The following is a 25,270-nucleotide window of genomic DNA, read 5'->3' as shown; positions in this document are numbered from 1 at the left end:
CCGTGTCACATGGCACGGTTTTTGTTTTTGTCAATACGAACGACAGACAGCTCGGTGGTGCGTGTTGCCGTGGCAAGAAAGGAGCAAAAAATGAAACAAGCAGATGTGGCCCCTTGGTATCGGGTGGTTTTGTATGTATTGGCGGTAAGCATGCCAACCTCGGTTTGGGCCAGTTTTAAAGATGAGGTCAGTGGATTATATCAATCACTCAATCTCGCTGGGGAGGTGTCGTACCAAGCCTTTTCTGATGCGTATCGCCATTTTAAGCACAACCCAAGTAGCAAGCCGGTGATGACACTGATTGATTACGGAAAACCGTCGTCAGAAAAGCGGTTTTGGGTGATCAATGTGAAAAAACGCCAAATGCTATTTCGCTCTTATGTCTCTCATGGCAAAAATAGCGGCGCTTTATATGCAAAGCAGTTTTCTAACAGAATCAACTCGCTAAAAACATCATTGGGGGTCTATCGCGCGGCTGAAACCTACCATGGCAAACATGGCTATTCATTACGCCTCGATGGTTTGTCAAAGGGGCTAAATGACAATGCACGTGAAAGAGCGATTGTTATTCACGGTGCCGATTATGCCCATCCGAACGTGATCAAACAAAGTGGCCAACTCGGTCGAAGTTGGGGCTGCCCAGCGTTACCTAGCTATTTATCGGCCCGGGTGATTGATGCGATAAAAAACGGCACTTTTATCTATGCGTTTGCCAGCCAAGCTTGATGATCAAAGATTTCATAGCGGACGGGCTTTCACGAGTCATTTCACGGTGGACGATGTAACACCTGCCCATTGTTCACCGTGAACACGCGTTCTCTACCAATAAAAAATAAAGGCATGTTGATACGCCTTCTATCGCGCTAGCGTATGCTCCTTACCACTAAGGAGGAATGCCATGGCACGCCTAAATCCTTTTACTCTATGCTTACTCTCCGCCTTTACCCTGTTTCCTACCAGTGATGCTGATGCTGCACCGTCGGCGCCAGCGTTGATGCATGGTATTGACGGACAGATTGCCGAACAAGACTATCGTGGTTATTGGGCCAGTGAAAAGCTCGATGGGATCCGTGCTTACTGGACAGGATCTCGATTATTGACGCGGCAAGGCAATCCTATTCATGCCCCTGAAGCGTTTATCCAATCGCTTCCCCAGACACCTTTAGATGGCGAGTTATGGGCAGGACGAGGAGAGTTTCAAGCCGTACTACGCACTGTGCTTGATGATACGCCGAATGAAGATGCGTGGCAGCGTATTCGCTTTTATGCGTTTGATATGCCCGATCATCCAGGCCAATTCTCAACACGCTATACAGCGTTAAAACAGATCGTATCTAAGACAGCATCGCCGCACTTAGCGTATGTCCCACAGAAGCCTGTGACGAGCAATGAAGCACTTAAGGAGAGGTTGGCTACCATCGATGAAGCAGGCGGTGAGGGCTTGATGCTGCATCACCCTGATAGTGTGTATGTGGGTCAGCGGGTAGAAAGCGTCGTTAAGTTGAAAACCTACCAAGAAAAAGACGTGACTGTGGTAGGGATGAACCCTGGCAAAGGGCGGTTACAAGGTTTGATGGGCTCTCTGGTGGTACGCCTGGCTGACGGCACCGAGTTTAGCGTGGGATCTGGCTTTAGTGATGCGCAGCGGGCTGATCCGCCACAGGTTGGTAGTACTATCTTGGTGCGCCATAACGGTGTCACCCAAAAAGGCATTCCACGTTTTGCGCGTTTTATTCGCGAGAAGCCGTCCCTGTAATGAAACCTCCGCCAACGGAGAGTGATACCTCACCGTTGGCGGTGTTGCCGCTCCCCGTTAACGATTAGCGCTCACGAATGCGCCTGAGTGACGGAAGAGGAGGAAGCACCTGTCTGTTGGCGCAATTGATGGTCCAGGCACTGGCAATCAGCGCTGTATTTTTGTTTCCCCGTTTTACCGATCCCTGGGTTAAAACTATTGGTAGGATCTAACTGGTGATAAAAGTTAGCTAAGTCCGGCTCCGCCGCATAGAGGTGACCTACGTTATGCTCGGCAGGATACTTAGCGCCTCGTTCATTGAGCAGCGCCAGCATTTTCGCCTTAATCGCACTCACATCCGCACCTTTTCTCACCACATAGTCTTGATGGAAGACGTGGCAGAAAAAGTGCCCGTAATAAAGCTTGGCGACCATCTCTTGTTCTATCTCGATGGGCAGGTGCTCTTCCCACTCGGTCTCGTTGCGCTTAAGCGCGATATCTAACGCGAGAATGTCTTCCACATCACGGCTGTGCATGGTGTGGTAGCGAATCGCCGCACCGGCTGCCGCAAAGCGGTGAAGCATGGCTTTTTTCGCTTCATCCTCACTACAGGCAAAATAATCACTGTCTGCGTGTTCGGTGAAAAAGCGGCTCAGAAACGCCGAGGCTTCTTCTATCCCTTCATCTGAGGCTTTGAATATTAGATGGTGTTCAAACTTATCGCGAAATGCGAGCATTCGTTTGGGCAAGTGCTGTGGAAAAAGCTGACTGGCGTATTGCATCACTTTATCGGGTAATGCTTTAGGCAGTAGGGGAACACTGTCTAGCCAGGCGGTTATTTTTGCTTTCAAGGCAAACATTTTCGGGATTGCATCTGTTCCCAGTCGACCAATCGCTAAAAACACATCTTTTCCGTAACGCTCGGCGATATCAAAGGCATCACGATGCATATACTCAGCCACCTCTGGCAGGTGAGAGAGTTCGCTCAGAACACGGCGGCGCAGGGTATTAAGCACATCTGGGTTGTTGGTGCCAATGTAAAAAACTTGCTCGCGCTCAGGGATCGGGTAAGTATCAAGACGCACGGCAAATACGGCAAGTTTCCCCGCACAGCCGCTCACTTCATGTAAGCGGTGTTTGTCGGCGTTATAGCGCGCGGGGCTGTCAGCATCGACATCACGCAAGATCTGCTCGTAGTCATCAGCAGACGCCTTGCGCTCGTCATAGGTAATATCATCGGCGGTGTAATCACCATGCTCAACGCGCGAGAGAATAGCTTCTGGGTCATCACCTAGGGCTATGCCCAAATGATTAACCAGCGTCAGTTCACCATTTTGGTTCAACTGTGCGAACAAAGAATACTCGGTATAAGCTGGGCCGCGTTTGACCAATGCACCACCGGAATTATTGGCCACACCACCGACAATCGATGCGCCAATGCACGACGAACCGATGACCGAATGCGGCGCGCGCTTAAGAAGCCTGAGCGTCTGCTCTAACTGGTGCAATGTTGTTCCGGGAAAACTCAGTACCTGCTTGCCGTTATCGAGAAGCTGTAATCCGTCTAGGCGTGTAGTGTTGATAATTACCACATCACGGTCGTAGTCGCTGCCTTTGGGGGTTGAGCCTTCGGTTAAGCCCGTATTCGCGGCTTGCATGATCATCACCACATCCGCGTCGACACATGCTTGGAGCACTCGCCATTGCATCACCAAAGAGGTGGGGAAAATAACCGCCAGCGCAGGGCCGCCTCCCGAGCGAAAGCCTGTACGATAATGCTGGGTCTGGCTTGTCTCAGTGAGTACGTTGTTTTCGCCCACGATGTCGGTCAAGGTCGAAATAAATGCTTGTTGCTGTGATGACGACAAACGTGATGGGGTATTCATAAGCGTTCCTTTCCTTTACGTTACGACAAAGGCTGGGGTCAGCCTAGCTGGCCCGCTTGTGGAGAGAAAGGCCGAGAGGTAGCTCGGCCAATAACATGTAAGATTACGCCCCGGAGAGGACATCGGCAAATTGCAATACATTGATTAACACCAAGCCAATAACCGCCGCTGCAATCAGATAGTAAATGGTGGGTAAGACGGTTTTCCGTAGCGTCACGCCCTCACGGCCGAGTAAGCCTACCGTCGCGGATGCTGCGACCACATTATGGATGGCGATCATGTTGCCAGCTGCGGCACCAACGGCTTGCAGGGCAATTACCACCACGGTCGATGCGCCTAACGTTTGTGCCACTTCAAACTGAAACTGGCTAAACATCATATTGGACACCGTATTGGAGCCAGCAATAAAAGCGCCCAACGCCCCAATGGTGGCGCTTAACGCTGGGAAGCCATTCCCCACTAAATCGGCCGCAAAGCGTGCGGTCATGACTGGCATACTCACCAAATCAGCACCATTAACGCCTGAGTTAATAAAAATCCGTACCATGGGAATGGTAAACACCAAGACAAATCCTGCGCCAATCAGTGTTTTACTCGATTCACGCGCAGCCGTTACCAGCGGTGACAATTGACGCGCTTGCAGCAACACGGCTAATAAAGCCACGAACGCAAGGATACCGCCCGGTAGATAAAGTGGCTGAATGGCGGCGTTGACCCCTGTTTCACCAAACAAAGAGGAGAAACCGAGGCTGACATCGGTCAGTGCCGTCTTGACCGTCGGGCTAACGCGGCTGATCACCAAGAAAACCGCCAACAAAATATAAGGGGTCCAGGCCATGGCCATGCTCATCGGCTTTTCTTGAACCTTAAGATCCATCTTCAGCGAGCCCAGCCAATGGGTCGGCCACGTCGACTCATCATCAAAGTCCCACTGGTTTTTCGGCACTAAAAAGCCTTTACGTGCCGCGGTGGTGACAAGCACAATCCCTGCTAGACCTCCGAGTAATGAAGGGAATTCAGGTCCTAACAACCAGCCGGTGAGGGCATAAGGAACGGTGAATGCTAACCCGGCGAAAATCGCAAATGGCGCCACCTCTAAGCCTTCTTTCCAGCTCTTGTTCTTACCGAAAAATCGGGTCAACATCATTGCCATTAGCAAAGGCATCAGTGTGCCAATCACCGCGTGAATAAATGACACTTGCGTGGTAATAGACTGCAGGTAGGTTGCCCAATCACTGCCATTGACGGTGAGTGTTTGTCCAATTGCATGGCTGTCTAACCCTTTGTTTACGCCCACGATAATAGGTGTGCCCACTGCGCCGAAGGAGACAGGCGTAGATTGAATCATCATCCCCACCACAACCGCGGCGAGAGCAGGGAAGCCAATGGCGACCAATAACGGCGCCGCAATGGCAGCGGGGGTGCCGAAGCCTGATGCCCCTTCAATGAACGAGCCAAAGCACCATGCAATGATGATGGCCTGAATACGTCTATCATCGGAGATGGTGGTAAAGCCGTTGCGAATTACGGTAATCGCGCCAGTGTGCTTTAAGGTGTTGAGCAAAAGGATGGCACCAAACACGATCCAAAGTACGGCTGCTGTAATGATTAAACCTTGTGCGATGGAGGCCGATACGCGTGCCGCACTCATCTGCCACTGGAAGAGTGCGATTAAGACTGTCATGATAAAGGCAACGGGCATCGCCTTCTTGGCTGGCCAATTTAAGCCGACCAGTAAGATAGCCGCGACCACGATGGGTGAGAACGCGACGAGGGCGTATAGGGTATCTGTCATAAGGGTTCCTTATTAGGTGTCTCTTCCGTTGAATCACGTTGAATAAACAAGTCACCAATGTGTTGTTATTTTGCTGACAGCTCGGTGACTCGATGTTAACCGTATGTGACATTACGCGTTTGCATTTTTCTGATATATGGAAATAATGAAAATAATTACTTCCATAATTGACATAATATGCCGAAAACAGATGATCTTGTCCTCTTTGCTCAAGTCGCCGAATTAGGCTCTTTTAGCAAGGTAGCGGAAATAAATTCCCTGACAAATTCCGTAGTTAGCAAGCGGATTAAAAAGCTCGAAGAGGGGTTGGGAGTGCAGCTTTTGTATCGCACCACGCGTAAGCTGACACTGACTGATGCCGGACGTACCTTGTATCAAGGTGCAAAAAATGTGAAGCAGGCCGCTGATGAAGCCTTTGATGCGGTCGCAGGGTTTGGGGAGGCGATAACGGGCCAAATAAAAATTTCAGTGCCGACCATTTCTGGGGAACTGTTGTTGGCCGAAGCGGTGGCGGCGTTTTGTGGGCAATACCCTGGTCTCAATATCGATATGTCGTTGGACAATCGCTTTGTTGATTTAATTGATGAGGGGTTTGATCTGGTTATCCGCACCGGCTACCTCGAGGACTCTAGCTTAATTGCTCGCCATATTATCGACTCACAATGGGTGGTATGTGCGGCGCCCAGCTATATTGCGCGTCATGGGCGGCCGCAACATCCTATCGAGTTAAAACAGCATAATTGTCTGCAATATGCCTACCAAACCACGGGAGCCAGTGACTGGGAGTTTAAAGGCGAGCATAAAAACCAAGTGATTAAAGTGGCCGGCAACTTTTCGACCGATAACCCCATCGCCCTGCGACAAGGTGCGCTAAGTGGCCATGGCATCGCGTATGTACCGCGTTGTTTGGTGTATGACGATTTGATGCAGGGCGTATTGGTTGATCTTTTTCCTGACCAAGTGGGCAAAAAACTCGGGATTTATGCGGTGTATCCATTCACTCGCCAGCCACCTAAAAAAGTACGTTTGCTGATAGAGCACATCCGCAATAAATACCTTGCGATTCAGCATTGCTTTTAGAAAGCACCACGTGGTTCATATACTGCGCCCACGTGGTGATAGAGACGCCATTGTTATTTAAGCATTCTGGCCATTTCACGCCCTGATCCAATGACATCGTCGATATTAGCGACCACGGTTTTAGGCAAACCGAGAATGTTGTACTCGAGCTGCTGGTCGAGCCAATCAAGCTTAGAGTCGGTGGTAACAAACTCGCCCCAAGCGGCGTCAATTTTGTTGGCTAAGCGAAGTATGCCCGCCAATGGCGAAAACTGCTCATCGTGTACGGGCGAAAACTGATAACGAATTGCATCGCTTAAGCGCTGGGGAAAGTTCCAAGTTTGTGCGAGCTCTCCACCTAACTCGGCGCTGGTGATCCCCAAAATAAGCTGCTGGGCTTCTTGCTTGGGCTTACCCGCCTCCATGTGCAGATTGATACGGTCCAGCTTGTCGTAAGCGGTGGTCATGATCAGCAGCTCACCGAGATTATGGAGCATGCCGGCGGTAAATGCTTCGTTACCGTCCATTCTTAATGCGTTTGCTAAGGCTTTACTCAAGGTTGCAATTTCGAAAGTGTGTTGCCAAAACGCATCCATATCCACTTCGTCATCGACGTCAAAGGCACTCATCAGTGCACTAGACACCACCAGAGTTCTCACAGGGCCTAGACCTAGCCGGATAACGGCCTCGTTGACAGAGCCTACGTTTCGGGCGCGGCCAAAATAGGCTGAATTAGACAAGCGAAGCACTCGCGCGGAAATGACCTGGTCGTAGGCGATTTTTTCGGCGATTTGATTAAGCTCAGCGTCATGGCTGTTGACCAACTCAATCAACTCTTGCACGACTTTGGGGATTTTCGGGAGACGATCGATAAGCTCGACCAAGCTATTGGATTCCATAACAACTTCCTTCAGCGTTGGCTCTGATTTAACTATAGATCAGAGCCAAAGGCTTCTGGGAAGAAAATTACTCCGTGGCGGGCGTAGCGCAGTAGGCCTGTTTTCTGGCATTAAAACGCTCTACTAGGTTTTGAATGGCCTCTTCGCAGTAGGGGCGCAAACCACTGGCAACCATCGTTTTGCATCCGTGTCCCACACGCCGCCCATCGACAATAAAATCAAAAGCAAGATCGACTTTTCCGCGTTTGCCGCTCACTTGCATCACCGAATCCGATAAAGCGACATCGGCAGAGTTGATTGAGAGATCATCAAACGCCAAGCTCATTTTCTCGTACATGACGAGTGGACGTTCAGTGTTAATCATCATTTGTTGCTCCCGCATTAGCGGCACCATGATATGCGGGAAGTTCTTACCGGAAAACTGCACGTAGTGCTCGGCGATCTCTGTTGCTAATGCTTTATCGTGACGTGTTTGTCCATGGCGTGTCATGGTGAGATAAAGCTTTTGATTATCGTCGACGACGGTAACGCCATCGTCTGTTTCGATAATCGACAAGGGCGTATTGGCACTGATCATGCCATTGAACTGAATCTCGATTTGCTCGCTGATCCCTGTTTTGGCCAATAAGATAGAAAGCAGCAAATCCCCGGGCACACAGAACCGTGAAGCGTCTGTGTCATGAATCGGGTTAAAGTCGCCAGCGATACGTTTAGCAAAGTCACTTGCTTGCTGGCGAGTAAAAATCAGTTTGCCATCTTGTTCAGTGTAATAATGTTCTAATTTCATAATGGATAACAGATGCGAGAAGTAAGCCGACATTGTAACCCAAGCGAAGCGCGGCATTGGTCTAGCCAGTCGTTGCATTATCTTTTTGTGATTAGAGTCAACGACTAAGGTCTAAACCCTTACTACTTCAATGGTAAGCGTGAGAGTGTTATAAAATAAATAAACAGGTCACTTGCATAGGAACGGCGTATGGCATTCCCTTATCGACACATCGTAGTTTTGACAGGCGCGGGAATATCTGCAGAGTCAGGGATTAGAACCTTTCGAGATCAAGATGGCCTTTGGGAAGAGCATCATATTGAAGACGTTGCAACGCCTGAGGGCTTTGAGAGAAACCCGACCCTTGTTCAACAGTTTTATAATGATCGTCGGCGGCAGTTACAAGGAGAGATCATACCCAATCCGGCCCATGAGGCACTGGCACGCCTAGAGCAGGAAACCGAGGCCAGTGTGCTCGTTGTGACCCAAAACATTGATAATCTCCACGAGCGCGCCGGCACGCACAATATCATTCATATGCATGGTGAGCTGTTAAAGGCGCGTTGTAGCCACTCGCAGCAAACCATCGATTGGACGGGTGATATCCAGGTGTCCGATCACTGCCATTGTTGCCAGATGCCCGCACCGTTGAGGCCACACGTGGTGTGGTTCGGAGAGATGCCTCTGGGAATGGGGCAAATTCATGATGCACTCAATCAAGCGGATCTGTTTGTTTCTATTGGCACCTCTGGGGCGGTGTATCCAGCGGCGGGGTTTGTGCACGAAGCGGCGATGCATGGTGCGCACACTATTGAAATAAACTTGGAGCCCAGCGCTGTGGAAAGTGAATTTAATGAACGGCGTTACGGGAAGGCGAGCACGCTCGTGCCGAAGCTGGTGGAGGAGATTCTGGCTCTGGAGCAGTAACGCAAGAGGATACAGATAGAAAAAAGGGCTGCTGGTGGAATAGCAGCCCTAGCGCAAGGGTTACTTTAACCTGTCTTTCGCGAGCCATTGCGAGCACATGACCAACACTAACGACACCAATAACATGATAGTGGCAAGTGCATTCACTTCGGGTGATACGCCCACTTTAACCATCGAATAAATCTTTAAGGGCAAAATTTCATAGCTTGGCCCGGTCACAAATGAGCTAACGATAACGTCGTCCAGCGAGAGGGTAAAACTCAGTAGCCAACCTGCACCGACCGCAGGAGCCGCCAGTGGCAAAATAATCTTGGTGAGGATCACCCATTCGCTCGCGCCTAAATCACGCGCGGCTTCAAGCATTTTAACGTCAAAGCCATTTAAGCGACTGTATACCGTGACGACCACGAATGGTAGGCAGAAAGTAATATGAGAGAGCAGTAGGGTTAAAAATCCCAGTTGCGCGCCCATCAACACAAATAGCGCCAATAACGAAATAGCCATCACAATGTCCGGGGACATCATCACTACAAAAAGCATGCCATTGACAAACTGTTTACCGCGAAAGCGGTAGCGAAAGAGGGCAACGGCAGTCAAGCTACCAATAATGGCGGCAGCACTAGCAGAAAAGACCGCAATGGTTAATGAGTTACCCGCCGCTTGCATCAGGCTATGATTATTGACCAGCTGCCCATACCACTCCCAAGTAAAGCCTTTCCAACTCATGCCAAATTTGCTGGCATTGAACGAGTTAACGATCAACACCAGAATTGGGATGTAAAGGAAGGCGTAAACCAAGGAGAGAAAACTATTCCTTAGCCACCGGATCATGATAAGGCCTCCTTGCGATTCATCCACTTACCCACACGCCAATATGCAAACAGCAACAGGCCCATTAACACCGTCAGAGAGATACTGGCGGCTGAGCCAAATGGCCAATCACGAACGTTCAAAATCTGGCTCTTAATCACATTGCCGATCAGTAGGTTTTTCGCTCCCCCCAGCAAATCCGAGACGTAGAACATGCCTAGAGCGGGAAGAATGACCAGCAAACTGCCAGCAATAATACCGGGTGTGGTCAATGGCAGGATCACACGCATAAAACACTGGAATTTGTTGGCGCCTAAATCACGCGCCGCTTCAAGGTAGCTGCGATCGAGTTTCTCGATGCTCGAGTACAAAGGCAGGATCATAAATGGCAGCAAAATATAGACAAGGCCAACCATAACCGCATACTCGGTGTACATGATGCGAACGGGGCGTTCTATCAAGCCAAGCCACATCATGCTTTCATTGAGTAGCCCACGGGTACCAAGAAATATTTTTAGCCCGTACGTACGGATCAAAGAATTGGTCCAAAACGGAACAATCACTAAAAACAGCATCAAAGGACGTGTATTTTTAGGCATTTTGGCAATGATAAACGCAAATGGATAGCCAATGAGTAGGCAGATCAGGGTTGCCAAGGCCGCCATGTAGAAAGAGTGCCAGACTACTTTCGCATAAAGAGGATCGAGCAGTTTCGCATAATTGCTCAGCGTGAAGGTCATCTCGACAAGATCGGCGTCATCGCGCGTTAAAAAACTGGTCGCGATAATCATTAGGTTGGGTAAAAAAACAAAGATCAGCAACCAACCTACGACCAAACCCACGATGGCGGTTTGCAGATTAAGCTTTTTCATCGGCCAGCACCACCTCCCAGCTTTCTACCCACGTCAGAGCCACTTTCTGATCGATGGAGTGATCGACGTCAGGGTCATCTTCATTGAAGAACTCGCTCACCATCACGGTTTGCCCTGATGGCAACTCGAGGACCGAGTCGAGGGTCATGCCTTTGTAATTTCGCTCGCGTACATAGCCCACAATACCATTGGGCTTAGCATTACCATGAATTTCTTCCAAGCGGATGTCTTCAGGGCGAAGCAATACCTTGATAGCGTCACCTGGATGGACATCGAGCTTGCAATAGACCTCACACTCACGTGATTCGACTCGGGCCCAAATACGTTTGTCATCGATGCGTTTAATCACATTGGCATCAAAGACATTGATTTCACCAATAAAGCGTGCCACGAACAAATTCTTAGGCTCTTCATATATCTCACGCGGTGAGCCGTCTTGCTCGATTTCGCCATCACGCATAACGATAATGCGATCGGACATCGACAGGGCTTCTTCTTGGTCGTGGGTAACGAAGATAAACGTAATCCCCAGTTTGCGTTGCAGCTGTTTCAGCTCCATCTGCATTTGTTTACGCAGTTTGTAATCGAGTGCAGAGAGGGATTCATCCAGCAAGAGCACGCTCGGTTTATTGACCACGGCGCGTGCAATCGCGATACGTTGCTGCTGTCCGCCAGACAATTGATGAGGTTTACGAGAGGCATAATGGTCAAGCTGTACCATTCGCAGCGCTTCCATCACCCGAGGTTCAATATGGTGATGATTCACGCCCTGCATGCGCAGGCCAAATGCGACGTTTTCAAACACTGTCATATGTGGGAAAAGCGCATAGCTTTGAAAGACAGTGTTTACATTGCGTTTTTCTGCTGGGAGGGTCGTGACATCTTTGCCATCAATAACGACAGCACCACTGTCGGCATCTTCCAGCCCCGCAATCAAACGCAGTACGGTTGTTTTGCCACAGCCTGAAGGGCCAAGGATCGTTAGGAATTCTCCGTTATTGACCGTTAGGTTGAAACGGGAGATGATTTCTTTGCCGTCGAAACTTTTGGTTAGTGACGCGAGCTCGACAACCGGTTTGTGAGATACATTTGCGTGCTTCAATGGTTCGTTCTCTCTCTACCTGGCAAATTGTCTTGTACATTCGTACCCATAAAACAGACGGCGCATAATAGACGCGTGTCAGTCGAAGTTAAAGCAGTTTTTCGCTCGTTTTGGCACTTTGGTGTCTGTTGTTCGATAAGGTGTCCAGCCTAAACCAGACCATTGTCAACGCAAAGCTGATCTGGTTATTTTTCCTTATTTGTCAGAATGATTTTTGGCTATGGGTTACAGTCAGATATACTGGGTGCATTAGTCATGATAGATAACGATTATGAGTCAACAAGAATACAACAATGCTTTACATATCGGTGGGTCGGTAGAAACAGCGCTAAACGGTCGCTACCGGCTCGATCCTTTTGAGATAATCAAAGAAGCCTTCTCTCAGACCTTCAAGCACTTTTGGTCGTTTTTGCCCGCCACCTTGTGCCTATTCGCGACTCAAATAGGTATCTTAATGCTGATGCTGACGTTGTTGTTGGGGGCGCCGTCGCATTTATTTGAGGCATTGGTCGGTCAACGTGAGCTCACCACAGATATGATTTCATCCGTGTGGTTAGCGAATTTTACTTCCGAGGTTCTGATTGCGCCATTATATGCGGGGGCGAGCTTAATGGGCTTGAGTCACGCTATAGGCTTTCGCTCTAAACCACGCCATCTACTAAAAGGGCTCGTGTTTGCTTTACCCGTGACGGTCGTGATCTGCCTGTCGGCGACATTGCAAAGTGTGGCGAGCATGATTTTTCCATTACTGAGCCTTTATGTTGCGATGGCGTTTTCCATGTCGCCGTTATTGATTTGTGAAAAACGCCTCACGCCGGTTAAAGCTCTCACCGTATCCTTCCGGGCGGTAAACAAGAAATTGTTCCAAATGGCAACCATTTATGCCGTTGTCGGCGTGCTATTTCTCATTTCTTTTGCCACCGCTGGCTTTGCCTTGGTTTGGGCGTTACCCTTTCTCTTCAATGTTAAAGGTGTGATTTACCGAGAAATGTTTGGCGTTGGTGTGGAGGTGACAGTGTCACAAAATGAGAATGAAGAAAGAGCGTCGAATAGTACGACTCCGTCGTCATCTGACCAAGACACCTTTGACGCTTGATACGCTTTGAGCCTGCAACTGGAGTTCTGATGAAAAAACTAGCCAGTGTACTGGTTTTGCTGGGAATGGTGAGTGTCCCGGCCAGTGCCGATACATACCGTTTTAGCTATAGCAAGCTATTTACTCAGCTTAAACATAACGTGGAAGAAGGGCACCCTGATATTGGTGTGGCGTATTTTATGGTCTCGGCCGAGTCGGGAGAGGTTTGCCCGATTTCTCGCGCATGGATGAGCAAGGAAGAGCATTATGAAGCCTTTGATATTCCAGCCTCTCAAGCGCTGCCGCTTCCTCTCGATAACCAGCTCCGCAAAGTGAATCCGGATATCTTTGTTGAAACGCCCGCCGATCGTAACTGCGATATTTCGTTCCAGGTATTGGTTGATCAGCCAGTAGGAAAGAAATTAACCAGCCAGCAGATTCAGGGCTGGTTGCCTCAGATGGATACGATGATGGAAAATTTAGGCGGGATGTTTGCTTCTTGGTTTATGCCGAAGACACAGGGAGTCGTCTTGCATTTTGCGCCCTCGGTGACTGGTGCGGTGACTAGCAGTGAGGGAACAAAATACCCAATCGATGCTCACCAAGCCATTATAGATGTCAATCATCTTGGCGATAGCGCCACGTTAACGCTGCCAGACGCTCCCATCAAGGTGTCGCCTTGGTTGCCGAAAAACGGATAAACGGATAAAGACTTTAAGTCTGCACTGAGCTTCAAAGACATAATGCGCATGATGTGAAGGCTGAAACGGCAAAAAACGCCCACTGTTTAAAGTGGGCGTTTTTATTAGCAGGCCATTTAGGGCCAACGACAATTCTGTCATGCTTCAAACACTATGTGCCGACATTGACCACGTCGAGTGATAAGTTGGGGTCAACCTCGACAGGGCTCTCTGAAACGGGCGCCGGATCGGTAAAGTTTTCCTTATCGAATGCGGTATCACCATCCCCCTCAAACGCCATACCCGCTGCGACGGATTTAAAATCAAACAGCTCGGTATCGGCCATATGCGAGGGGACGATATTTTGCATTGCTCGGAACATCGTCTCAATGCGGCCTGGGTAGCGCTTGTCCCAATCTCGGAGCATATCTTTGATCACTTGGCGTTGTAGGTTGGGCTGTGAGCCACAAAGGTTACACGGAATGATCGGGAAGGCTTTTTGCTCTGAATAACGCTCAATGTCTTTTTCTCGGCAATAGGCCAGTGGACGGATCACCACATGTTCGCCGTTATCAGAGACGAGCTTCGGTGGCATGCCTTTCATCTTGCCGCCATAGAACATGTTCAAGAACAAGGTCTCTAGTATGTCATCTCGGTGATGGCCCAATGCAATTTTGGTGGCACCCAGCTCTTTTGCTGTGCGATATAAGATACCGCGGCGAAGTCGCGAGCATAGTGAACAGGTTGTCTTGCCCTCAGGCACTTTCTCTTTGACGATAGAGTAAGTGTCTTCTTCAACAATTTTGTACTCGACGCCCAAGCCCTCTAAATACTCTGGCAAAATGTGCTCAGGAAACCCAGGTTGCTTTTGATCTAAGTTGACCGCAATGAGTTGGAATGAAACTGGCGCGCTCTTTTGCAGGCTTTGCAACATATCAAGCAAGGTATAGCTATCTTTGCCGCCTGATAAGCAAACCATGATGCGGTCGCCATCTTCGATCATATTAAAGTCGGCAATCGCTTGTCCGGTGTTGCGACGAATGCGCTTTTGTAGTTTATTAAATCCGTATTTTTGTGCTTTGCTCAGCTCTTCGGTGCTCATAAGTACTATCGCGTTGTCAGGCAAGGTAAACGCATTACACTGCCAGTGTGCATGAATGGCGGGTATGATACGGATTTTGACCACAAATGCCAGTCACCCGCAGGCAGTGAATGCCACTGCCTGCTGTATGATGGAATGAGAAAGGTTAATCGTTAGCGCGAGGGTCGAGTGGGCTAATGTAACCATCAGGTTTGATGGCAAGTAAGTCACAGTCGAGTTGATCAATCATATGCTCTGCGGTATTCCCAATGAACACCGCGGATAAGCCAGTGCGCCCTGTGGTCCCGAGAATGACAAGCTCTGCATCCAGCTCCCGGGCAATGTTAGGGATAACATCTTCCGGCAATCCTTCTTGGACATGCGTGCGTGTTTCTTCGATGTGATGGCGCTGACGCAGGGCTTTCATTGCGGTGAGGTGATGGCCTCGTACCGCATCGGTATACGATGTTGGATCAAAGTCAGGCAGCTCGATAGTAATATTCACCGGCGTAGCAGGGTAGGCGTTAGCCAGGTGCAACTCAGCCCCTAGCATGGCACTCATGATATTCCCTTCATCGACCAATTTGTCGTTGAGCTCAGCGTGAGTTTCGGTTTCAGATGCCACATGAACAGAGGCGACTATCTTGCCTTTATCTGGCCAACCATGATCTTTAACTAATAACACTGAACTTGGGCATTTGCGTAACAAGTGCCAATCGGTGGGCGTAAAGATGACAGAGCCTAGTGTGTCGTGCTGGTGTGTCGCTTTAACCACCAAATCGTGGTGGTGGCTCAGCACGCGTTCGACAATCGCTTCGTAAGGGCGGTTATGCCATACCACGACTTTTTCGATCTCACATTCTTGAGCTTGGTGCGTTTGAATAACCTCATTCATCCATTCTTCACGCTGGTGCATCACACCTTGGCGCATTGCTTGCCGCTCATCTGATGAGAGCATAGATGTCATTTCGTATGAAAAGTCATAAATGGCAAGAAAGAGGGTGAGCTTAACCTTTGCATCACTTCGCTGGCTAAGCGTGACCGCACGTGAAAGTGCAGGTTGTTGTTCTTGGGAAGGATCAATGACGACGAGCAGGTTCGTGTACCTAGACATATCTGCCTCCTTTGCACAGATGCATCGGTTAATTTCACTTTAACCTACTTAGTCCGTTCACGCGAAAGAAATTGTTCACCATTGAGCAAAAAAGAGAAATGGCGCATAAAGCGCCATTTATTAACAACTTATTTACTTTTATTCGCTAAACGAAGCACTCTTCATCCGCAAGACGTGCAAGCTCTTCTAAGTCTAGAACCGTGATGTATTTACCTTTGACGGCCAATATTTCTGACTTTTGGAAGCGGCCTAATAAGCGACTGATAGTTTCAACGGTGAGACCCAGGTAGTTACCAATATCACCTCGTGTCATGGTAAGGCGGAACTCTCGAGGAGAGAATCCACGCTGAGCAAAGCGCTTCGAGAGGCTATAAAGGAAAGCGGCCAGACGTTCTTCAGCTGTTTTCTTCGATAACAGCAAAATCATATCCTGATCACCTTTTATCTCATTGCTCATTAGTCGCATGATTTGTTGGCGAAGCTTGGGCATTTTCCCAGAGAGGTCATCAAGTGTGTCGTAGGGGATCTCACAAATCATTGACGTTTCTAGCGCTTGAGCAAAGCTGGGGTGCTCACTATCGTTAATAGCGTCAAAGCCTACCAAATCGCCGGCGAGATGAAAGGCAGTTATCTGCTCATCACCTTGTTCTGTGATTGTGTAGGTCTTAACCGTACCTGAACGAATCGCATACAGCGCTCGTAGATTATCACCGGCTTTGAACAGTTCTTGGCCTTTCTGAATAGGTTTTTTTCGCTCAATGATGCTATCCAGTTGATCCAACTCTTGCTCATTTAACGTAAAGGGAATACACAGTTGGCTAATACTGCAATCTTGACAATGAATTGCGCAGCCGCCTGACTGAACCCGCCGAGTGATGATCTTATTCGACACCATACACCTGCCTAAAATTGATAAACGTCAATATACATATTACACCATGATTGTGTGCCAGGTCGACCTTATATCAGGAGTTTGAGGGCGGAGTAAGCCGTATAAAAACCATAAAGCGCCAACATTGTGGCACATATCAAACGCAGTGCGTGGTTGTTAAGAATGGGCTTTATCCGCTCGGCAAGGGCACCAACGGTTAACATCGCCGGTAGCGTCCCTAATCCAAACCCAAGCATCACAAGGCCGCCCCCGGATGCGCTGCCAGCAACGGCGGCCCAACTCAGCGCGGAGTAAACGAGCCCACAGGGGAGCCAGCCCCACACAAGGCCAAAAGGATAGGCATATAATGGCGAACGCAGTGGCATTAGCTTGGACGTTAGCGGAGAAATAAATCGCCAGAGTTTGCTACCCAGCCGTTCAATATAGCTAAGGCCATTCCATACTTGAGCCATATAGGCTGCCAATAGCAACATCATAATGGCCGCAAACAGCCGCAATACCGCAAGATGCTGTGTTAAATCAGACAAAGCAAGCAATGAAGCCACGGTACCACCGATCATTGCGCCGGCAAGGGTATACGAGCTGATACGCCCCAAGTTATACAAGACAAGATACGGCCACTTGGCTTTTTGTGGCGGAATGCCAAGCGACATAGCCGCTGCGACCCCACCACACATCCCTAGGCAGTGGCCCGCCCCCAACAAGCCAATGACGAGGGCACCAATAAAATCAATGTTTGTCATCTTGCGTCGACGCGTGAGGTTCGGTTGGTTGGCTTGATTGTGAGCCGGCGTCTTTCTCCGGTTCTTCTTCATCAAAAAGGATCGAAGAGCCTTGTCGTTCTAGATCCTCGAATTGATCGGATTTGACGGCCCAGATAAACACGACGGCCGCCACGCAAACCAGCATAATGGCGATGGGGATCAAAATATACAAACTAGCCATAACGCTAATCCTCTTTTTTGTTAAGTAGGCGCAGCGAGTTAGACACGACAATGATTGAGCTTGCTGACATACCTACCACCGCTATGTAAGGGGCGACATAGCCCATAACCGCCAAAGGCAGAATGGTGATGTTGTAGCCTAAAGCCCAAATTAAGTTTTCGCGGATAATACGGCGAGTTTGCTGGGCAAGCTGCCTGGCGGTCAGTAGTTTTTCCAAATCGTCACTCAGCAACACCATATCGGCGGACGATTTAGCGATATCAGTGCCTCCTCCCATCGCAACCGACAAGTGGGCACCGGCTAAAACGGGGGCATCATTGACGCCATCACCCACCATCAGGGTCACGGTATCATCATCAAGGCTTTGAAGGTACGCCAATTTTCCTTGAGGAGATACCCCTGAAATCACAGAATCAATGCCGAGCTGGTTAGCGACCTGTTCAACATTTCGCGATTGATCACCGGTTAGCATGGTGGTTTGGATCCCAGCTTGTTTAAATGCGGCTATCAAGCGTGCGCTACTGGGACGAATCGGATCGGTCAGTGAAAACGCGGCCACCGCTTGCCCCTCGCAACTGAGCACGACGGGATAGGAATCATAGTGCGTTTTAGGCGAGGATAGAGCAAACGCCGCCTTGCCAATACGCCAATGCTGGCCATTGATCTCGCCGCTTACCCCTTGACCAATATGGTTGTCCGCCGCTTTGACTGTCAGAGACTCAGTCGCTTTTGATTGGAACGCGTTGGCGATGGGATGATTGGCAAACCCTTCTAAGCTGGCCGCAATGTTCAAGGCCGATTGTTCGCTAATGTCAGCAGCAAATACGTGGACTGAATCAATTTTCACCTCACCCTCGGTCAGTGTACCTGTTTTATCAACCACCAATCGATTCACCTTGGTTAAGGTTTCTAAGACGTGACCTCGGCGTAACATGATGCCGAGCTGGCCAAAGGTCGATGTTGAGCAAGTCAGGGCCGTGGGGGTGGCGAGTGATAATGCGCAAGGGCAGGTCGCAACAAGCACGGATAGCATGATCCAAAAGGCATCGTCAGGTTGAACAAAATGCCAATAGAGCCAAGTCGATGCGGAAATAATTAAGATGGCGGCGACAAAGTAACGCGCGATATGGTCTGCCAACACTGCCACCTTGGGTTTTGCCATTTGAGCTTCATCTTGCAAACGCACAATATGAGCCACGAGAGACTCTTTGTGATTACTCGTAACACAAATATCGACATTCCCTTCCACATTCATGGTGCCGGCATAAACGGCATCACCCACTTGCTTAGTCTGAGGTAGTGACTCGCCTGTCAGCATGGCTTCATCGACAGAGGTTGTGCCAGACAATATTTGTCCATCGGCAGGGAAGGGCTCACCGGGCAATACGCGAATGTTATCGTCTATTTTAAGACTGTTAGCTGGCACGGCTTCACCGTTAAGGCGGCGCGCCATTTTGGGAACCAGTTTTAACAAGTTGGCGCTGGCTGCTGCTGCCGTGCGGCGTGCGCGCATTTCCAGAAAACGCCCGAGTAATAAGAAGAAGGTAAACATTGCCACCGATTCAAAAAAGACTTCGCCCTTTCCAGTGACAGTCGCGTACAGGCTTGAGAAGTAGGCAAATAATAGGGCAATAGAAACGGGGACATCCATTCCCAGTGTGCGTGCCTTAAGGTTCCGCCAAGCATTGGTGTAAAAGGGCAACGCAGAGTAAAGCAAGACAGGCGTCGCGAAGATTAAACTTATCCAACGGAAGTAATTCCGAAAGGTTTCGTCCATATCGCCAAACACTTCGAAGTACATCGCCACGGCTAACATCATGACCTGCATGGTGGCCAAGCCAGCAATCCCCAATCGGTATAAGTACTGCTTCATGTTGCGATGGTATTGTTGCTCTTGTCTGTCAGCCTCAAAAGGTGCCGCTTTATAACCTAGGTGATGAATGTGTGTGAGTATTGTACTCAGGGAAGTTTCACTCTCATCCCAACGCACCTGGGCGCGGTTAGTAGTGGTGTTGACCTGAATATGTGTGACGCCTGTTGTGCGTTGTAACTGCTTTTCAATCAGCCACGCACACGCAGCGCAGGAGACACCGTCAAGTGACAACGTCACCTCTTTTTGGTCTGCCACATCGCGGACAAACTCTTGTTGTACATCTTGATTATCGTATAGCGTCAGTGATTTGAGCTCTTCGGGGACGAGGTCGGCCTTATCGGCGTTCTCTGTACGATACTGATAATAAGAACTCAAACCACTGTCTACGATCGTGGTTGCCACGGCTTGGCAGCCAGGGCAACACATAAGGCGGGGTTTATCGAAAATCACTACTTGGTAGGTGTCTCCTGTTAGTACAGGATCACCACAGTGATAACAAGGCGTGGTCATGGTTACTGCTTACCGGTTAACGTCAGGGGAGTTGAGACAGGGAAATTGATACGACCGTGCACTTTCCATTGCTTATCGAATGAAGTGATTTCGATAAACCAGGGGCCGGATATTGGCTCAGCAAGATCGATATGATAAATCCCCGCTTGGTTTGGGTTTACCATGACGTTCACATCTTTTCGCTCGAGCGTACGGTGCTGAATATGCACCTTGAGCGCAGGAAATGACGCGAGATCGCCCTTATCTAGTGCTATCGCGATTGCCTGGTTGTTTGACGACAATTGCGCTGAAACACCCAGCTGGGCCGCGACTTTCAGTTTGGATAGGTCAACATTTATCGCCTTGCCTTTCTTGTAATAGTCCTCTGCCACCAGAGACACGGAATTCATCGAAAAGACGGTCACAGTTAACAAACTCGCGACGACAACAGAAGCGGGAAGGGCAATCAGGAACCAAGGCCAAAACTGCTTGTACCAGGGTGTTACCATCAGAAGCTCCTCGGTTTGAGCATTTACATTTAAGAAGCCCCTGCAAGCAGGGGCTGTATCACACCTAAGTGCTTATTCTACCTCAGGATTACTCAAGCGCCATACATAGGCAGAGAGTATCTGGATTTTTTCTTCGCCAAGGTGAGCTTCCCACGCGGGCATCACGCCTTGACGGCCACCACGAATGGTTTGCTCAACGGCGCGGCGAGAGCCACCATATAGCCAGATATTGTCAGTTAAATCCGGCGCACCAAAGGCAGGGTTACCTTTGCCGTCCGTGCCGTGACATGCGGCACATACAACAAAGCGAGATTTACCCTTAGCAGCCATTTGCGGATCGACTTTACGACCTGACAAGCTCAGTGCATAAGCGGCGACTTCTTTAACGCCTTCTTCACCCATGGTATCTAACCAAGCCGGCATGTTGCCTTTTCGGCCATGGAGAAGGGTGGCTTTAATGGTTTCAGGCTCACCACCATACAACCACGCATCGTCCGTAAGGTTCGGGAAACCAGCCTGACCGCGCGCATCCGACCCATGGCAGGCCGCGCAGTTTTGGCTAAACAAACGTTGACCCACTTTCAAGGCTTCTTCATTACGCGCGATTTGGGTAATCGGACGCAATGATTTGCCATCTTCTTGGTACGCCAGTTTGCGGAATGCTTCACCAAACACCTTGTCAGCTGCCTCGAGCTCCATCGCATATTGGTTAATATGCTGCGCTTCTTGCGCTTTTGCCATTAACTCACGCGACTCCTCGACACTGCTTACGTCTTGGTACGAACTTTTCCAACCTAATACGCCAGCAAAGTTACCCAGCCCCGGATAGAGGATGAGGTACCCCAAACCAAACACCAAGGTCGCCCAAAACATGTACGACCACCACTTAGGCAGTGGGTTGTTGAGTTCACGAATACCATCATACTCGTGACCCATGTCATCGCCTTCTGCGACGCCCATTTTATCTTTGGTTGTCCAAATGATAAGAGCAGCACAGCCAGCAATCGTGCCGAGTACGATGACTGTTACGAAGATACTCCAAAACGTACTCATTAGCGATTATCTCCTGTCTTGTTATTGGACTTATCCTGATTGTTCTCCTCATCGTCGAAAATCAGGTTAGCCGCTTCATCAAAGTGCTTTTTGCGACGTTTGCTATAAGCCCAAACAACGATCCCAATGAAGCTCACAAATAGGACAACTGTCCAGATACTATGAAAGGTGCCGATATCCATAGGCCCTCCTTATTACTTCATTGCGTGACCTAGTGACTGAAGATAAGCAATCAACGCTTCTATCTCCGTTTTACCTTCAACCGCCGCCTTGGCATTCTCGATGTCCTCATCGGTGTATGGCACACCAAATTGGTCACGGAATACTTTCAGCTTCGCGGCCGTTGTTTCCCCATCCAGCTTGTTCTCTGCTAACCAAGGGAAACCAGGCATGTTCGATTCAGGTACTACGTCACGTGGATTAATTAAGTGAACGCGGTGCCATTCGTCAGAGTAACGATCCCCAACTCGGGCGAGGTCAGGACCGGTACGTTTAGAGCCCCATAAGAAGGGGTGCTCCCAAACACTTTCCCCTGCGACGGCATAGTGGCCGTAACGCTCGGTTTCAGCACGGAATGGACGAACCATTTGACTGTGACACACGTTGCATCCTTCACGGATGTAGATGTCACGTCCTTCCATTTCTAACGCTGTATACGGACGAAGGTTATCTACCGGTTCAGTGGTTTGCTTTTGGTAAATCAATGGCGTTATCTCCACCAATGCACCAAAGCTGATTGCAACGATGATCAAAATCGCTAGCAAACCTGTGTTTTTTTCTACTATCTCGTGGCGATTTGAACTCATTTAATCGTCCTCCTTACACCGCAGGCTCAAGCGACTTCAAGCTAGCTTCAGGCGCACGAATCGTTTTATATGCGTTGTAAGCCATCAAGAACATGCCTGATAGGAAAATCGCACCGCCGATAAAGCGGACGAAGTAGAACGGATAGGAGGCTTCCAATGACTCCACAAAGCTGTATGTCAACGTACCGTCAGTGTTGACGGCGCGCCACATCAGACCCTGCATCACACCAGAAATCCACATAGCAACGATGTAAAGCACGGTACCAATCGTGGCAAGCCAGAAGTGTACGTTCACCAAAGACACTGAGTACATACGCTCTTGACCAAACAGTTTAGGAATCAAGTGGTAGATAGAGCCGATAGAGACCATTGCGACCCAACCGAGTGCACCAGAATGAACGTGACCGATTGTCCAATCGGTATAATGCGACAAGGCGTTAACTGTCTTGATCGACATCATTGGGCCTTCAAACGTAGACATGCCATAGAATGACAAAGACACGATCAGGAAGCGCAAGATGGGATCATAGCGAAGTTTATGCCACGCACCTGACAACGTCATAATACCGTTAATCATCCCGCCCCACGAAGGTGCAAACAAGATTAACGACATCACCATCCCCAGTGACTGTGTCCAATCGGGCAGAGCCGTGTAATGAAGGTGGTGAGGACCCGCCCAGATATAGAGCGAAATCAATGCCCAGAAGTGGACGATGGAGAGTCGATACGAGTAAACAGGGCGACCCGCTTGTTTGGGAACGAAGTAGTACATCATACCCAAAAAGCCTGCTGTCAGCAGGAAGCCAACCGCGTTGTGTCCATACCACCACTGCACCATCGCATCAACTGCGCCAGCATAGATGGAGTAAGACTTCATCGGTGAAACAGGGATTGCCATGCTGTTGACGATGTGCAACACCGCGATGGTCAGAATAAAGGCACCGAAGAACCAGTTGGCCACATAAATATGTGACGTTTTACGCTTGATAAGCGTGCCAAAGAACACGATAGCGTATGCGACCCATACCACCGCGATGGCGATATCAATTGGCCACTCTAGTTCAGCGTACTCTTTAGAGGTGGTGTATCCCATTGGCAGCGAGATGGCTGCAGAAAGGATGATGGCTTGCCAACCCCAGAAGGTGAACTCTGCTAACTTCCCTCCGAACAACCGTGTTTGACAAGTTCGCTGCGCAACATAATAAGAGGTTGCAAACAACGCACTGGTACCGAAAGCGAAAATCACTGCGTTGGTGTGCAGTGGACGCAGACGGCTATACGTCAAATACGGAATATCAAAGTTCAGTGCAGGCCACACTAATTGAGCGGCAATAAGTACACCTACAGCCATGCCCACAATACCCCACAAAATGGTTGTTAGGGTAAATAAGCGGACAACGCGGTAGTTGTAGTCTTGTTCAAGCTGCTTAACTTGGCTCATATTGCATGCTTCCACTTTTAGTTAACTACACTCACGTTTGATACGGACGAAGCCTCCGCTTCGCCTGTTAACATACCATTTTTAAGAAAACGCCCCGTTGCGTATGGTTTTTAACCACTTTGCACACTCCGTTGCTATTTCTTTGTAAAAATGGCATTTTCGACCAGAATCATACTGTAGATACTGGTTAAAAAACAGGGTCTAACCCACACACTTAGTGCGGCTTACCTACCTTTCTTATAAAACTTTGACCTCTGTAACACGGAGAAAGCGACTCATGGCAGCAGAAAAACTCACTCGAGGACGACTCGCGCAAATCATCGTTATGCTTACACTTTTGGTGGTTGCTTTCTTCTGGAGGACGCTGGTCTATACACCTGGATTGACCATTATAGACTGTGAAGGGGAACGTGGATTTTGTGGCACGTCACAATCTCAGCAGCTCATAGAGTTCGCCTGGAGTAAAGAACAAGATAATGTAATTTTTTCAGTGGTTTCAGACAAAAAGCCACATTCGGCTTATTGGGGAGAAGAAGGAAGTAAGCAGATCGAAATTAGCGATCAGCTAGACCGAAATGGGGAGAAGATCACGCTAACTTGGCAGTGGAAAACCCAAGATTTACCTCGCAATCCGATGAGGTTTAACCTTGTCTTTGATCGATATCAATTTAAATTTAATTACCCCAAAAGCGAGTGATAAACTGCGGTTTAAATCTTATTTATTCTATTTTGTAGTCATTATAAAAGGAAATGCTTATTTATGAATGTTTCTTTTTTTTACTTTTCATATATTCATCTTAAATTCTTGATTATTAATGCCATTTGACTCATCACTTAAAAGAAAACATACCAATGGAGATAAAACTTCGCTCTTTTTACGCGACGGTAATGTTTCCACATCAGTGTTAATATTGTGATCCGACCAGAAACTTATACTGTTAATCCGTTGCAGGCGATTTGTAGCCAGCTTGTCATTTAGTAGGGGGGCGTTGCTCAGATGGCTGTTCGTATGAATAACGACACAACGAGCCCCCATCTGACAAAATGCATCCAGCCCACCACCCCCTAGTGATTGTATATAGGCATGCCCCTGCTCAGACACGACAACAGCACCGACAAAAGGGGAGAGTTGCGCGGTGCACTGATCAAGCGTGGCTTGGAGGGTACCGGGCGTGAATACAGGTGCTTCTTTAAACCTGACTCTGGGATCATGAGCGACGATATCGAGCGCTGCCGTTCGATTGTGATCAATAATAATTGGCGTATAGCCTTTCGCGGCCAATTGGTAGGCGATAGTGGCACCCAAGGCGCAGGCTCCACCGAATAACGCAACGGGTCGACAATCCATGTTGAGCACTCTAGCGATATAAATGGGAAATAGGATACGTGATTTTAACCACTATTTCAGCCGACTAGCGCAATGATTTGATCGCCTGATGCAGGTATCATTAAAATCGTGAT

At 49.0% G+C, this 25,270-nt stretch carries 26 protein-coding genes; 7 read left to right on the top strand and 19 right to left on the bottom strand.

The annotated features are described in order from the left end of the window. The first annotated feature begins 90 nt into the window (after positions 1-90). Positions 91-726, top strand: a complete 636-nt coding sequence (locus WN56_RS01280; protein WP_046073249.1) for a murein L,D-transpeptidase catalytic domain family protein — start codon at positions 91-93, stop codon at positions 724-726. Between the two features lie 172 nt (positions 727-898). Next, entirely contained in the window at positions 899-1,756 is an 858-nt protein-coding gene (locus WN56_RS01275) for a DNA ligase (protein WP_052707986.1), read from the top strand. Between the two features lie 71 nt (positions 1,757-1,827). On the opposite strand, the gene dld is transcribed toward WN56_RS01275, so the two are convergent. Both dld and WN56_RS01265 read right to left on the bottom strand, forming a co-directional pair. Further along, the gene (dld, locus tag WN56_RS01270) at positions 1,828-3,621 is read right to left on the bottom strand and encodes a D-lactate dehydrogenase (RefSeq protein ID WP_077638471.1); all 1,794 of its coding nucleotides are present in this window, start codon (positions 3,619-3,621) and stop codon (positions 1,828-1,830) included. 103 nt (positions 3,622-3,724) lie between these two features. Continuing rightward, the gene (locus tag WN56_RS01265; RefSeq protein WP_046073248.1) at positions 3,725-5,416 is read right to left on the bottom strand and encodes an L-lactate permease; all 1,692 of its coding nucleotides are present in this window, start codon (positions 5,414-5,416) and stop codon (positions 3,725-3,727) included. A 177-nt stretch (positions 5,417-5,593) separates the two neighbouring features. On the opposite strand from WN56_RS01265, the gene WN56_RS01260 reads away from it, so the two are divergent. Then, complete coding sequence (locus WN56_RS01260; protein ID WP_046073247.1) at positions 5,594-6,496, top strand: LysR family transcriptional regulator; 903 nt, start codon at positions 5,594-5,596, stop codon at positions 6,494-6,496. Positions 6,497-6,549: 53 nt separating this feature from the next. Here WN56_RS01260 and WN56_RS01255 read toward each other — a convergent pair whose 3' ends face one another. After that, positions 6,550-7,374, bottom strand: coding sequence for an HDOD domain-containing protein (locus tag WN56_RS01255; protein ID WP_046073246.1), 825 nt, complete (start codon positions 7,372-7,374; stop codon positions 6,550-6,552). A gap of 67 nt (positions 7,375-7,441) precedes the next feature. Continuing rightward, complete coding sequence (locus WN56_RS01250) at positions 7,442-8,161, bottom strand: DUF3581 family protein (protein ID WP_046073807.1); 720 nt, start codon at positions 8,159-8,161, stop codon at positions 7,442-7,444. Between the two features lie 189 nt (positions 8,162-8,350). Between WN56_RS01250 and cobB the strand changes: the two genes are divergently transcribed. Then, positions 8,351-9,067 (top strand): Sir2 family NAD+-dependent deacetylase, encoded by a 717-nt coding sequence (gene cobB / locus WN56_RS01245; RefSeq protein WP_046073245.1) that lies wholly within the window; start codon positions 8,351-8,353, stop codon positions 9,065-9,067. 60 nt (positions 9,068-9,127) lie between these two features. On the opposite strand, the gene potC is transcribed toward cobB, so the two are convergent. The 3 genes from potC to potA are packed head-to-tail and all read right to left on the bottom strand — an operon-like array spanning position 9,128 to position 11,851. Next, the gene (potC, locus tag WN56_RS01240; protein WP_046073244.1) at positions 9,128-9,898 is read right to left on the bottom strand and encodes a spermidine/putrescine ABC transporter permease PotC; all 771 of its coding nucleotides are present in this window, start codon (positions 9,896-9,898) and stop codon (positions 9,128-9,130) included. Beyond that, positions 9,895-10,749 carry a spermidine/putrescine ABC transporter permease PotB gene (potB, locus tag WN56_RS01235; RefSeq protein ID WP_046073243.1) on the bottom strand — a complete coding sequence of 285 codons (855 nt, stop codon included), beginning with the start codon at positions 10,747-10,749 and terminating at the stop codon, positions 9,895-9,897. The genes potC and potB overlap by 4 nt, the downstream gene beginning before the upstream one ends. Beyond that, positions 10,736-11,851 (bottom strand): spermidine/putrescine ABC transporter ATP-binding protein PotA, encoded by a 1,116-nt coding sequence (potA, locus tag WN56_RS01230; protein WP_046073242.1) that lies wholly within the window; start codon positions 11,849-11,851, stop codon positions 10,736-10,738. Before potA ends, potB begins: the two co-directional genes overlap by 14 nt. Before the next feature lie 271 nt (positions 11,852-12,122). Between potA and WN56_RS01225 the strand changes: the two genes are divergently transcribed. Both WN56_RS01225 and WN56_RS01220 read left to right on the top strand, forming a co-directional pair. Beyond that, positions 12,123-12,947, top strand: a complete 825-nt coding sequence (locus tag WN56_RS01225; protein ID WP_046073241.1) for a membrane protein — start codon at positions 12,123-12,125, stop codon at positions 12,945-12,947. Between the two features lie 29 nt (positions 12,948-12,976). Beyond that, positions 12,977-13,627 (top strand): DUF2987 domain-containing protein, encoded by a 651-nt coding sequence (locus WN56_RS01220; RefSeq protein WP_046073240.1) that lies wholly within the window; start codon positions 12,977-12,979, stop codon positions 13,625-13,627. A gap of 151 nt (positions 13,628-13,778) precedes the next feature. On the opposite strand, the gene ttcA is transcribed toward WN56_RS01220, so the two are convergent. From ttcA to ccoN, 11 genes are all read right to left on the bottom strand, one after another. Beyond that, positions 13,779-14,708 (bottom strand): tRNA 2-thiocytidine(32) synthetase TtcA, encoded by a 930-nt coding sequence (gene ttcA, locus WN56_RS01215; protein ID WP_046073239.1) that lies wholly within the window; start codon positions 14,706-14,708, stop codon positions 13,779-13,781. Positions 14,709-14,853: 145 nt separating this feature from the next. Next, positions 14,854-15,801 (bottom strand): universal stress protein UspE, encoded by a 948-nt coding sequence (gene uspE / locus WN56_RS01210; protein WP_046073238.1) that lies wholly within the window; start codon positions 15,799-15,801, stop codon positions 14,854-14,856. 145 nt (positions 15,802-15,946) lie between these two features. Then, the gene (locus WN56_RS01205; protein WP_046073237.1) at positions 15,947-16,696 is read right to left on the bottom strand and encodes an FNR family transcription factor; all 750 of its coding nucleotides are present in this window, start codon (positions 16,694-16,696) and stop codon (positions 15,947-15,949) included. A gap of 65 nt (positions 16,697-16,761) precedes the next feature. Continuing rightward, positions 16,762-17,436 carry a sulfite exporter TauE/SafE family protein gene (locus WN56_RS01200; RefSeq protein WP_046073236.1) on the bottom strand — a complete coding sequence of 225 codons (675 nt, stop codon included), beginning with the start codon at positions 17,434-17,436 and terminating at the stop codon, positions 16,762-16,764. After that, entirely contained in the window at positions 17,423-17,638 is a 216-nt protein-coding gene (ccoS, locus tag WN56_RS01195; protein ID WP_046073235.1) for a cbb3-type cytochrome oxidase assembly protein CcoS, read from the bottom strand. Before ccoS ends, WN56_RS01200 begins: the two co-directional genes overlap by 14 nt. 4 nt (positions 17,639-17,642) lie before the next feature. Then, a complete protein-coding gene (locus WN56_RS01190; protein WP_046073234.1) occupies positions 17,643-20,021 on the bottom strand; it encodes a heavy metal translocating P-type ATPase in 2,379 nt (792 codons plus the stop codon). Positions 20,022-20,023: 2 nt separating this feature from the next. Continuing rightward, positions 20,024-20,509: a FixH family protein gene (locus tag WN56_RS01185; protein WP_046073233.1), complete on the bottom strand. Its 486-nt coding sequence runs from the start codon at positions 20,507-20,509 to the stop codon at positions 20,024-20,026. Positions 20,510-20,581: 72 nt separating this feature from the next. Continuing rightward, positions 20,582-21,562: a cytochrome-c oxidase, cbb3-type subunit III gene (ccoP, locus tag WN56_RS01180; protein WP_046073232.1), complete on the bottom strand. Its 981-nt coding sequence runs from the start codon at positions 21,560-21,562 to the stop codon at positions 20,582-20,584. Next, positions 21,562-21,744, bottom strand: a complete 183-nt coding sequence (locus tag WN56_RS01175) for a CcoQ/FixQ family Cbb3-type cytochrome c oxidase assembly chaperone (RefSeq protein WP_046073231.1) — start codon at positions 21,742-21,744, stop codon at positions 21,562-21,564. The genes ccoP and WN56_RS01175 overlap by 1 nt, the downstream gene beginning before the upstream one ends. A 12-nt stretch (positions 21,745-21,756) precedes the next feature. Then, on the bottom strand, positions 21,757-22,368 hold the full coding sequence (gene ccoO / locus WN56_RS01170) for a cytochrome-c oxidase, cbb3-type subunit II (RefSeq protein WP_046073230.1): 612 nt from the start codon (positions 22,366-22,368) through the stop codon (positions 21,757-21,759). Between the two features lie 13 nt (positions 22,369-22,381). Then, complete coding sequence (gene ccoN / locus WN56_RS01165) at positions 22,382-23,809, bottom strand: cytochrome-c oxidase, cbb3-type subunit I (RefSeq protein WP_046073229.1); 1,428 nt, start codon at positions 23,807-23,809, stop codon at positions 22,382-22,384. A 277-nt stretch (positions 23,810-24,086) separates the two neighbouring features. Between ccoN and WN56_RS01160 the strand changes: the two genes are divergently transcribed. Beyond that, on the top strand, positions 24,087-24,506 hold the full coding sequence (locus WN56_RS01160) for a hypothetical protein (protein WP_046073228.1): 420 nt from the start codon (positions 24,087-24,089) through the stop codon (positions 24,504-24,506). An 87-nt stretch (positions 24,507-24,593) separates the two neighbouring features. Here WN56_RS01160 and WN56_RS01155 read toward each other — a convergent pair whose 3' ends face one another. Beyond that, entirely contained in the window at positions 24,594-25,157 is a 564-nt protein-coding gene (locus WN56_RS01155) for a hypothetical protein (RefSeq protein ID WP_046073227.1), read from the bottom strand. Between the last annotated feature and the right edge of the window lie 113 nt (positions 25,158-25,270).

The organism is Salinivibrio sp. KP-1 (genome assembly GCF_000968645.1).
In the GTDB taxonomy this organism is placed as follows: domain Bacteria; phylum Pseudomonadota; class Gammaproteobacteria; order Enterobacterales; family Vibrionaceae; genus Salinivibrio; species Salinivibrio siamensis.
This window is presented reverse-complemented; position numbering and strand designations above follow the sequence as displayed.

Coding starts and splice junctions, on each gene's coding strand:
- WN56_RS01280 (WP_046073249.1), top strand. CDS start 91: ATGAAACAAGCAGATGTGGCCCCTTGGTATCGGGTGGTTTTGTATGTA.
- WN56_RS01275 (WP_052707986.1), top strand. CDS start 899: ATGGCACGCCTAAATCCTTTTACTCTATGCTTACTCTCCGCCTTTACC.
- dld (WP_077638471.1), bottom strand. CDS start 3,621: ATGAATACCCCATCACGTTTGTCGTCATCACAGCAACAAGCATTTATT.
- WN56_RS01265 (WP_046073248.1), bottom strand. CDS start 5,416: ATGACAGATACCCTATACGCCCTCGTCGCGTTCTCACCCATCGTGGTC.
- WN56_RS01260 (WP_046073247.1), top strand. CDS start 5,594: ATGCCGAAAACAGATGATCTTGTCCTCTTTGCTCAAGTCGCCGAATTA.
- WN56_RS01255 (WP_046073246.1), bottom strand. CDS start 7,374: ATGGAATCCAATAGCTTGGTCGAGCTTATCGATCGTCTCCCGAAAATC.
- WN56_RS01250 (WP_046073807.1), bottom strand. CDS start 8,161: ATGAAATTAGAACATTATTACACTGAACAAGATGGCAAACTGATTTTT.
- cobB (WP_046073245.1), top strand. CDS start 8,351: ATGGCATTCCCTTATCGACACATCGTAGTTTTGACAGGCGCGGGAATA.
- potC (WP_046073244.1), bottom strand. CDS start 9,898: ATGATCCGGTGGCTAAGGAATAGTTTTCTCTCCTTGGTTTACGCCTTC.
- potB (WP_046073243.1), bottom strand. CDS start 10,749: ATGAAAAAGCTTAATCTGCAAACCGCCATCGTGGGTTTGGTCGTAGGT.
- WN56_RS01225 (WP_046073241.1), top strand. CDS start 12,123: ATGAGTCAACAAGAATACAACAATGCTTTACATATCGGTGGGTCGGTA.
- WN56_RS01220 (WP_046073240.1), top strand. CDS start 12,977: ATGAAAAAACTAGCCAGTGTACTGGTTTTGCTGGGAATGGTGAGTGTC.
- ttcA (WP_046073239.1), bottom strand. CDS start 14,708: ATGAGCACCGAAGAGCTGAGCAAAGCACAAAAATACGGATTTAATAAA.
- uspE (WP_046073238.1), bottom strand. CDS start 15,801: ATGTCTAGGTACACGAACCTGCTCGTCGTCATTGATCCTTCCCAAGAA.
- WN56_RS01205 (WP_046073237.1), bottom strand. CDS start 16,696: ATGGTGTCGAATAAGATCATCACTCGGCGGGTTCAGTCAGGCGGCTGC.
- WN56_RS01200 (WP_046073236.1), bottom strand. CDS start 17,436: ATGACAAACATTGATTTTATTGGTGCCCTCGTCATTGGCTTGTTGGGG.
- ccoS (WP_046073235.1), bottom strand. CDS start 17,638: ATGGCTAGTTTGTATATTTTGATCCCCATCGCCATTATGCTGGTTTGC.
- WN56_RS01190 (WP_046073234.1), bottom strand. CDS start 20,021: ATGACCACGCCTTGTTATCACTGTGGTGATCCTGTACTAACAGGAGAC.
- WN56_RS01185 (WP_046073233.1), bottom strand. CDS start 20,509: ATGGTAACACCCTGGTACAAGCAGTTTTGGCCTTGGTTCCTGATTGCC.
- ccoP (WP_046073232.1), bottom strand. CDS start 21,562: ATGAGTACGTTTTGGAGTATCTTCGTAACAGTCATCGTACTCGGCACG.
- WN56_RS01175 (WP_046073231.1), bottom strand. CDS start 21,744: ATGGATATCGGCACCTTTCATAGTATCTGGACAGTTGTCCTATTTGTG.
- ccoO (WP_046073230.1), bottom strand. CDS start 22,368: ATGAGTTCAAATCGCCACGAGATAGTAGAAAAAAACACAGGTTTGCTA.
- ccoN (WP_046073229.1), bottom strand. CDS start 23,809: ATGAGCCAAGTTAAGCAGCTTGAACAAGACTACAACTACCGCGTTGTC.
- WN56_RS01160 (WP_046073228.1), top strand. CDS start 24,087: ATGGCAGCAGAAAAACTCACTCGAGGACGACTCGCGCAAATCATCGTT.
- WN56_RS01155 (WP_046073227.1), bottom strand. CDS start 25,157: ATGGATTGTCGACCCGTTGCGTTATTCGGTGGAGCCTGCGCCTTGGGT.